General features: G+C 49.8%; 8 protein-coding genes. All 8 read left to right on the top strand.

Annotated elements, in window-relative coordinates; translation table 11 throughout:
• Positions 1 to 598, top strand: a 598-nt coding sequence (locus DT73_RS01815; RefSeq protein WP_036103064.1) for an EF-Tu/IF-2/RF-3 family GTPase, incomplete at its 5' end; no start/stop codon positions are given.
• A gap of 232 nt (positions 599 to 830) precedes the next feature.
• A complete protein-coding gene (secE, locus tag DT73_RS01810; protein WP_036103062.1) occupies positions 831 to 1,214 on the top strand; it encodes a preprotein translocase subunit SecE in 384 nt (127 codons plus the stop codon).
• Between the two features lies 1 nt (position 1,215).
• Positions 1,216 to 1,761, top strand: coding sequence for a transcription termination/antitermination protein NusG (gene nusG, locus DT73_RS01805; protein ID WP_001287521.1), 546 nt, complete (start codon positions 1,216 to 1,218; stop codon positions 1,759 to 1,761).
• 212 nt (positions 1,762 to 1,973) lie between these two features.
• Positions 1,974 to 2,402: a 50S ribosomal protein L11 gene (gene rplK, locus DT73_RS01800; RefSeq protein ID WP_036103054.1), complete on the top strand. Its 429-nt coding sequence runs from the start codon at positions 1,974 to 1,976 to the stop codon at positions 2,400 to 2,402.
• Positions 2,403 to 2,405: 3 nt separating this feature from the next.
• Complete coding sequence (rplA, locus tag DT73_RS01795) at positions 2,406 to 3,110, top strand: 50S ribosomal protein L1 (protein ID WP_036103052.1); 705 nt, start codon at positions 2,406 to 2,408, stop codon at positions 3,108 to 3,110.
• 333 nt (positions 3,111 to 3,443) lie between these two features.
• The gene (rplJ, locus tag DT73_RS01790; protein WP_036103050.1) at positions 3,444 to 3,941 is read left to right on the top strand and encodes a 50S ribosomal protein L10; all 498 of its coding nucleotides are present in this window, start codon (positions 3,444 to 3,446) and stop codon (positions 3,939 to 3,941) included.
• A gap of 66 nt (positions 3,942 to 4,007) precedes the next feature.
• Positions 4,008 to 4,376, top strand: a complete 369-nt coding sequence (gene rplL, locus DT73_RS01785; RefSeq protein ID WP_036103048.1) for a 50S ribosomal protein L7/L12 — start codon at positions 4,008 to 4,010, stop codon at positions 4,374 to 4,376.
• A 322-nt stretch (positions 4,377 to 4,698) separates the two neighbouring features.
• Complete coding sequence (rpoB, locus tag DT73_RS01780; protein ID WP_036103045.1) at positions 4,699 to 8,727, top strand: DNA-directed RNA polymerase subunit beta; 4,029 nt, start codon at positions 4,699 to 4,701, stop codon at positions 8,725 to 8,727.
• Positions 8,728 to 8,792 lie beyond the last annotated feature (65 nt).

The raw sequence follows: 8,792 nt of genomic DNA, 5'->3' as shown, positions 1-8,792 counted from the left end.
GGACAGCTACATTCCGGAACCGGAACGTGCTATCGACAAACCGTTCCTGCTGCCAATCGAAGACGTATTCTCCATCTCCGGTCGTGGTACTGTAGTTACCGGTCGTGTAGAACGCGGCATCATCAAAGTTGGTGATGAAGTAGAGATCGTTGGTATCAAAGAAACCACCAAAACTACCTGTACTGGCGTTGAAATGTTCCGCAAACTGCTGGACGAAGGCCGTGCTGGTGAAAACGTTGGGGTTCTGCTGCGTGGTACCAAACGTGATGACGTTGAACGTGGTCAGGTTCTGGCGAAACCGGGTTCAATCAACCCGCACACCAAATTCGAATCTGAAGTATACGTTCTGAGCAAAGATGAAGGCGGCCGTCATACTCCGTTCTTCAAAGGCTACCGTCCTCAGTTCTACTTCCGTACTACTGACGTAACTGGCTCCATCGAACTGCCGGAAGGCGTAGAAATGGTCATGCCGGGCGACAACATTCAGATGGTTGTTACCCTGATTCACCCGATCGCAATGGACGAAGGTCTGCGCTTCGCAATCCGTGAAGGCGGCCGTACCGTTGGTGCTGGCGTTGTTGCTAAAGTTCTCGGCTAATTGCTGATAACATTTGACGTAATGCGCAATAAAAGGGCATCATTTGATGCCCTTTTTGTACGCTCTCGAACCAGAACCTGGCTCATCAGTGATTTCTTTTCCATAATCATTGCTGAGACAGGCTCTGAAGATGGCGTAAAGTACCGAAATGTTGCCTAAGCGAAATTCGGTTTGGTTGCCTCGCGTTTGCGGGGCAAAAATGTTTGTCTGATTCATTGTTACAGGTTGAACTATGAGTGCGAATACCGAAGCTCAGGGAAGCGGGCGCGGCCTGGAAGTATTGAAGTGGCTGGTTGTCATTGCTTTGCTCTGTGTGGCCATTGTCGGCAACTTCCTTTATCGTGATGTGAACCTGCTGGGGCGGGCTGTCGCGGTAGTCGTTTTGATTGCTGCAGCAGGTGGTGTCGCTCTGTTGACCACAAAAGGTAAAGCCACGGTTGCTTTTGCCCGTGAAGCAAGAACTGAAGTCCGTAAAGTGATTTGGCCGACCCGCCAGGAAACATTGCACACCACATTAATCGTTGCAGCAGTGACGGCTGTTATGTCACTGATCCTGTGGGGGCTGGATGGTATTCTGGTCCGTGTGGTCTCTTTTATCACTGGACTGAGGTTCTGAAATGTCTGAAGCTCCTAAAAAACGTTGGTACGTCGTTCAGGCGTTTTCCGGCTTTGAAGGTCGCGTAGCTACTTCTCTGCGTGAACATATTAAATTGCATAATATGGAAGAACTGTTTGGTGAAGTTATGGTGCCAACAGAAGAAGTGGTTGAAATTCGTGGCGGTCAACGCCGTAAAAGCGAACGTAAATTTTTCCCGGGCTATGTTCTTGTCCAGATGGTGATGAATGACGCCAGTTGGCACCTGGTACGCAGTGTACCGCGTGTTATGGGCTTCATCGGTGGTACATCTGACCGCCCGGCGCCCATCAGCGACAAAGAAGTTGATGCTATCATGAACCGTCTGCAGCAGGTTGGGGATAAACCGCGTCCGAAAACGCTGTTTGAACCGGGTGAAATGGTTCGTGTTAACGATGGTCCGTTCGCTGACTTTAACGGCGTTGTCGAAGAAGTCGATTACGAGAAAAGCCGCCTGAAAGTGTCTGTGTCCATCTTTGGCCGCGCGACACCTGTTGAGCTGGATTTCAGCCAGGTAGAAAAAGCCTGATTAGCCTGACGTCACAACTGCTGCGGCGCCACTAACCCGCAGGTTGTGCTGGTTATAAAATCGAATGTAAAAGCAACAATTACTGTTGCGTGAGGCGCGAAATTGACATACAATTTCGCGCCTTTTGTTTTTACATGCCGTAAAGCGTGTAAACAGAGTTTAACTACGGGGAGCCTCCAAAGAGGCGTTATAACCCATTAGAGGAAATATCAATGGCCAAGAAAGTCCAAGCCTATGTCAAGCTGCAGGTTGCAGCTGGTATGGCTAACCCGAGTCCGCCAGTTGGTCCGGCTCTGGGTCAGCAGGGTGTTAACATCATGGAATTCTGTAAAGCGTTTAACGCCAAAACTGAATCCCTTGAGAAAGGTCTGCCAATTCCGGTTGTTATTACCGTTTACGCTGACCGTTCTTTCACCTTCGTTACCAAAACTCCGCCGGCAGCAGTTCTGCTGAAAAAAGCGGCTGGTATCAAGTCTGGTTCCGGTAAACCGAACAAAGACAAAGTGGGTAAAGTAACTCACGCTCAGGTTCTTGAGATTGCTCAGACCAAAGCAGCGGACATGACTGGTGCAGATGTTGAAGCGATGGCTCGTTCTATCGCTGGTACCGCTCGTTCCATGGGCCTGGTAGTGGAGGACTAAGAAATGGCTAAACTGACCAAGCGCATGCGCGTGATCCGTGACAAAGTTGATGCAACTAAACAGTATGACATCAGCGAAGCCATTGCTCTGCTGAAAGAGCTGGCCACTGCAAAATTCGTAGAAAGCGTAGACGTTGCCGTTAACCTCGGCATCGATGCACGTAAATCTGATCAGAACGTTCGTGGCGCAACTGTGCTGCCGAATGGTACTGGTCGTACCGTTCGCGTTGCTGTATTTACCCAGGGCCCTAACGCTGAAGCAGCTAAAGCTGCTGGCGCTGAGCTGGTAGGTATGGAAGATCTGGCTGATCAGATCAAGAAAGGCGAAATGAACTTCGACGTTGTTATTGCTTCTCCGGATGCAATGCGCGTTGTTGGTCAACTCGGCCAGATCCTGGGGCCGCGCGGCCTGATGCCAAACCCGAAAGTTGGTACTGTAACTCCTAACGTTGCTGAAGCAGTTAAAAATGCTAAAGCTGGTCAGGTTCGTTACCGTAACGACAAAAACGGCATCATCCACACCACTATTGGTAAAGTAGATTTTGACGCTGACAAACTGAAAGAAAACCTGGAAGCACTGCTGGTTGCGCTGAAAAAAGCAAAACCTGCTACTGCTAAAGGTATCTATATCAAGAAAGTTAGCCTGTCTACCACCATGGGTGCTGGCGTTGCTGTTGACCAGGCTGGTCTGTCAGCTTCTGCGAACTAATCATTCGCTTTACGTGGGCGGTGGATTTGTCTACAATCTTCCCCCCACGTTTCTGCTCAGGCAGACGTTTAGTGCAGAACGTGCAATGCACGAATTGTACTGAACAAGAATTTCGGTTGGAGCCTGGCCTTATCCAGGCCTCCGTCCAAGACCGCAGGTGTTTCTTAATTGAGGCTTAATTTCCTGCGTAGACGGTGACAGAACCTGAAGAATCTTTTTATTAAGTTCTCTTTGGCTTGTTTCTGCTCACCGTATTAAGACGTTCTTATCGTTGATAAGAGTGAAGTGAGTTCCGGGGCTTAGTGTCCCGGCAAACATCCAGGAGCAAAGCTAATGGCTTTAAATCTTCAAGACAAACAAGCGATTGTTGCTGAAGTCAGCGAAGTAGCCAAAGGCGCGCTGTCTGCGGTAGTTGCGGATTCCCGTGGCGTAACCGTAGACAAAATGACCGAACTGCGTAAAGCAGGTCGCGAAGCCGGCGTTTACATGCGTGTTGTTCGTAACACCCTGTTGCGTCGTGTTGTTGAAGGCACTCAGTTCGAATGCCTGAAAGACGCGTTTGTTGGTCCGACCCTGATTGCATACTCTATGGAACACCCGGGCGCAGCTGCTCGTCTGTTCAAAGATTTCGCTAAAGCGAATGCAAAATTTGAGGTCAAAGCGGCAGCCTTTGAAGGTGAGTTCATCCCGGCGGCTCAGATCGATCGCCTGGCAACTCTGCCAACCTACGAAGAAGCAATTGCACGCCTGATGGCAACCATGAAAGAAGCCTCTGCTGGCAAACTGGTTCGCACTCTGGCGGCTGTACGCGATGCGAAAGAAGCTGCTTAATTGCACTTTTTTTTGTCATTCGCTTGCTTACGTATAAACTTATTCTGATATTCAGGAACAATTTAAATGTCTATCACTAAAGATCAAATCATTGAAGCAGTATCCGCTATGTCCGTAATGGACGTTGTAGAACTGATTTCTGCAATGGAAGAAAAATTCGGTGTTTCTGCTGCTGCTGCTGTAGCTGTTGCTGCTGGCCCGGCTGCTGACGCTGCTGAAGAAAAAACTGAATTCGACGTAATTCTGAAAGCTGCTGGCGGTAACAAAGTTGCTGTTATCAAAGCAGTGCGTGGTGCTACCGGTCTGGGCCTGAAAGAAGCCAAAGATCTGGTTGAATCTGCTCCGGCTGCCCTGAAAGAAGGCGTGAGCAAAGACGACGCAGAAGCTCTGAAGAAAGCTCTGGAAGAAGCTGGCGCTGAAGTTGAAGTTAAATAAGCCACTTTTTCTGGTAACAGCCTGAGAAATCAGGCTGCTGGCTGGTGATTTTATAGTCACCAGCCTTTTTGCGCTCAAGGGAGCCAGTAGCGTTTCACACTGTTTGACTGCTGGTTTTCATGTCAATGCTTGTTTCTATCGACGACTTAATATACTGCGACAGCGCGGTGTTGCTGGGTAAATCGCAATGAAATGGTTTAAGAGTGATAGAAACAGGCATTGCGGATAGTGTTCCACTTTCCGGTCAAAAAATAGTGTTGCATAAAAAACTGTCCGTCCAGTGGGCAGAGTGGGTCGACTTGTCAGCGAGCTGAGGAACCCTATGGTTTACTCCTATACCGAGAAAAAACGTATTCGTAAGGATTTTGGTAAACGTCCACAAGTTCTGGATGTCCCATATCTCCTTTCTATCCAGCTTGACTCGTTCCAGAAGTTTATCGAGCAAGATCCTGAAGGGCAGTACGGTCTTGAAGCGGCTTTCCGCTCCGTATTCCCGATTCAGAGCTACAGCGGCAATTCGGAACTGCAATACGTCAGCTACCGTCTTGGCGAACCTGTCTTTGATGTTCAAGAATGCCAGATCCGTGGTGTGACGTTCTCTGCACCGCTGCGCGTAAAACTGCGCCTGGTTATCTATGAACGTGAAGCGCCTGAAGGCACTGTAAAAGACATCAAAGAACAAGAAGTCTACATGGGTGAAATCCCGCTCATGACTGATAACGGTACTTTTGTTATCAACGGTACTGAGCGTGTTATCGTTTCCCAGTTACACCGTAGCCCGGGCGTCTTCTTTGACAGTGACAAAGGGAAAACCCACTCTTCGGGTAAGGTTCTGTACAACGCGCGTATTATTCCTTACCGCGGTTCATGGCTGGACTTCGAATTCGATCCGAAAGACAACCTGTTCGTACGTATCGACCGCCGTCGTAAACTGCCGGCAACGATTATCCTGCGCGCACTGAACTACACAACTGAACAGATCCTGGATTTGTTCTTCAAAAAAGTTGTGTTTGAAATCCGTGATAACAAACTGCAAATGCAGTTGGTGCCGGAACGTCTGCGTGGTGAAACCGCTTCTTTCGATATCGAATCAGACGGTAAAGTTTACGTTGAGAAAGGTCGCCGTATCACTGCTCGTCATATCCGTCAGTTGGAAAAAGACGAAGTTCAGCACATTGAAGTTCCTGTCGAATATATCGCCGGGAAAGTCGTTGCTAAAGATTACATCGACGAATCAACAGGCGAGCTGATCTGCCCGGCGAACATGGAGCTGTCTCTGGACTTGCTGGCTAAACTGAGCCAGGCAGGCCATAAGAGCATTGAGACTCTGTTCACCAACGATCTGGACCATGGTCCGTACATGTCCGAAACCGTGCGTATTGACCCAACCAATGACCGCCTGAGCGCGCTGGTTGAAATCTATCGCATGATGCGTCCTGGTGAGCCGCCGACTCGTGAAGCTGCTGAAAGCCTGTTCGAGAACCTGTTCTTCTCTGAAGACCGCTATGACCTGTCTGCTGTAGGTCGTATGAAATTCAACCGCTCGCTGCTGCGTGGCGAGATTGAAGGTTCTGGCATCCTGAGCAAAGAAGACATTATCGATGTAATGAAAAAACTCATCGATATTCGTAACGGTAAAGGCGAAGTGGATGATATTGACCACCTCGGCAACCGTCGTATTCGCTCTGTGGGTGAAATGGCTGAGAACCAGTTCCGTGTTGGCCTGGTGCGTGTAGAGCGTGCGGTTAAAGAACGTCTGTCTCTGGGCGATCTCGACACCCTGATGCCGCAGGACATGATCAACGCGAAACCTATCTCTGCTGCAGTTAAAGAGTTCTTTGGTTCCAGCCAGCTGTCTCAGTTTATGGACCAGAACAACCCGCTGTCAGAGATTACCCATAAACGCCGTATTTCCGCGTTGGGCCCAGGTGGTCTGACTCGTGAGCGTGCGGGCTTTGAAGTTCGAGACGTTCACCCGACTCACTACGGTCGTGTGTGCCCAATCGAAACCCCTGAAGGTCCGAACATCGGTCTTATCAACTCCTTGTCTGTTTATGCACAGACCAACGAGTATGGTTTCCTTGAAACACCGTATCGTAAAGTGACTGACGGTGTTGTGACCGACGAAATTCATTACCTGTCTGCTATTGAAGAAGGCAACTTCGTTATCGCTCAGGCGAACTCCAACCTGGATGACGACGGCCACTTCGTAGAAGACCTGGTAACCTGCCGTAACAAAGGCGAATCAAGTTTGTTCAGCCGTGATCAGGTTGACTACATGGACGTTTCCACACAACAGGTTGTTTCTGTTGGTGCGTCTCTGATTCCCTTCCTGGAACACGATGACGCCAACCGTGCATTGATGGGTGCGAACATGCAACGTCAGGCGGTACCAACTCTGCGCTCTGATAAGCCGCTGGTTGGTACAGGTATGGAACGCGCTGTTGCAGTTGACTCCGGTGTTACAGCTGTTGCCAAACGTGGTGGGACTATCCAGTACGTTGATGCTTCCCGTATCGTTATTAAAGTTAACGAAGATGAGATGTATCCGGGCGAAGCAGGTATCGATATTTACAACCTGACCAAGTACACCCGTTCTAACCAGAACACCTGCATCAACCAGATGCCGTGTGTGTCTCTGGGTGAGCCGGTGGAACGTGGTGATGTTCTGGCTGATGGCCCGTCCACCGATTTGGGTGAACTGGCGCTGGGTCAGAATATGCGCGTGGCGTTCATGCCATGGAACGGTTACAACTTCGAAGACTCCATCCTCGTATCTGAGCGTGTTGTCCAGGAAGACCGTTTCACCACTATCCATATTCAGGAACAAGCTTGTGTGTCTCGCGACACCAAACTGGGGCCTGAAGAAATTACTGCAGATATCCCGAACGTGGGTGAAGCTGCGCTCTCCAAACTGGATGAATCCGGTATTGTTTACATCGGTGCAGAAGTTACTGGTGGCGACATCCTGGTGGGCAAAGTAACGCCGAAAGGCGAAACTCAGCTGACTCCGGAAGAGAAACTGCTGCGTGCCATCTTTGGTGAAAAAGCCTCTGATGTTAAAGACTCTTCTCTGCGCGTACCGAATGGTGTATCTGGTACCGTTATTGACGTTCAGGTCTTTACTCGCGATGGCGTAGAAAAAGATAAACGTGCGCTGGAAATCGAAGAAATGCAGCTCAAACAGGCTAAGAAAGACCTGTCTGAAGAACTGCAAATCCTCGAAGCTGGCTTGTTCGGCCGTATCCGTGCTGTGCTGATCTCTGGTGGCATCGAAGCTGAGAAGCTCGACAAACTGCCACGTGATCGCTGGCTGGAACTGGGCCTGGCTGATGAAGAAAAACAGAATCAGCTGGAACAACTGGCAGAGCAGTACGATGAACTGAAGCACGAGTTCGAGAAAAAACTCGAAGCGAAACGCCGTAAAATCACTCAGGGCGATGACCTGGCACCTGGCGTGCTGAAAATCGTTAAAGTGTATCTGGCTGTTAAACGTCAGATTCAGCCTGGGGATAAAATGGCGGGCCGCCACGGTAACAAAGGGGTTATTTCTAAGATCAACCCGATCGAAGATATGCCATACGATGAAAACGGCACGCCGGTTGATATCGTACTGAACCCACTGGGCGTACCGTCTCGTATGAACATCGGTCAGATCCTGGAAACCCACCTGGGTATGGCTGCTAAAGGTATTGGCGACAAGATTAACGCCATGCTGAAACAGCAGCAGGAAGTGGCCAAACTGCGTGAGTTCATCCAGCGTGCTTATGACCTGGGTGCAGACGTTCGCCAGAAAGTAGACCTGAATACCTTCAGCGATGAAGAAGTTCTGCGTCTGGCTGAAAACCTGCGCAAAGGTATGCCGATTGCCACCCCAGTGTTTGATGGTGCGAAAGAAGCTGAAATTAAAGAGCTGCTGAAACTGGGTGATCTGCCGACTTCTGGTCAGATTACGCTGTTTGACGGCCGTACCGGTGAGAAGTTCGAGCGTCAGGTAACTGTTGGTTACATGTACATGCTCAAACTGAACCACCTGGTCGACGACAAAATGCACGCTCGTTCCACCGGTTCTTACAGCCTGGTTACTCAGCAGCCGCTGGGTGGTAAGGCGCAGTTCGGTGGTCAGCGCTTCGGGGAGATGGAAGTGTGGGCACTGGAAGCATATGGTGCCGCCTATACCCTGCAGGAAATGCTCACCGTTAAGTCTGATGACGTGAATGGCCGTACCAAGATGTATAAAAACATCGTGGATGGCAGCCATCAGATGGAACCGGGCATGCCGGAATCCTTCAACGTACTGTTGAAAGAAATCCGTTCGCTGGGTATCAACATCGAACTGGAAGACGAGTAATTCTCGCGCAAACAGGTCCATGGTGCCCGGGTAATACCGGGCATCAGAGAGTGCTAACTCCGACG

It is taken from the genome of Mangrovibacter sp. MFB070 (genome assembly GCF_000705335.1).
In the GTDB taxonomy this organism is placed as follows: Bacteria; Pseudomonadota; Gammaproteobacteria; order Enterobacterales; family Enterobacteriaceae; genus Mangrovibacter; species Mangrovibacter plantisponsor.
Note: the sequence above shows the minus strand (reverse complement) of the source record. Positions and strands in the feature narration are given on the sequence as shown.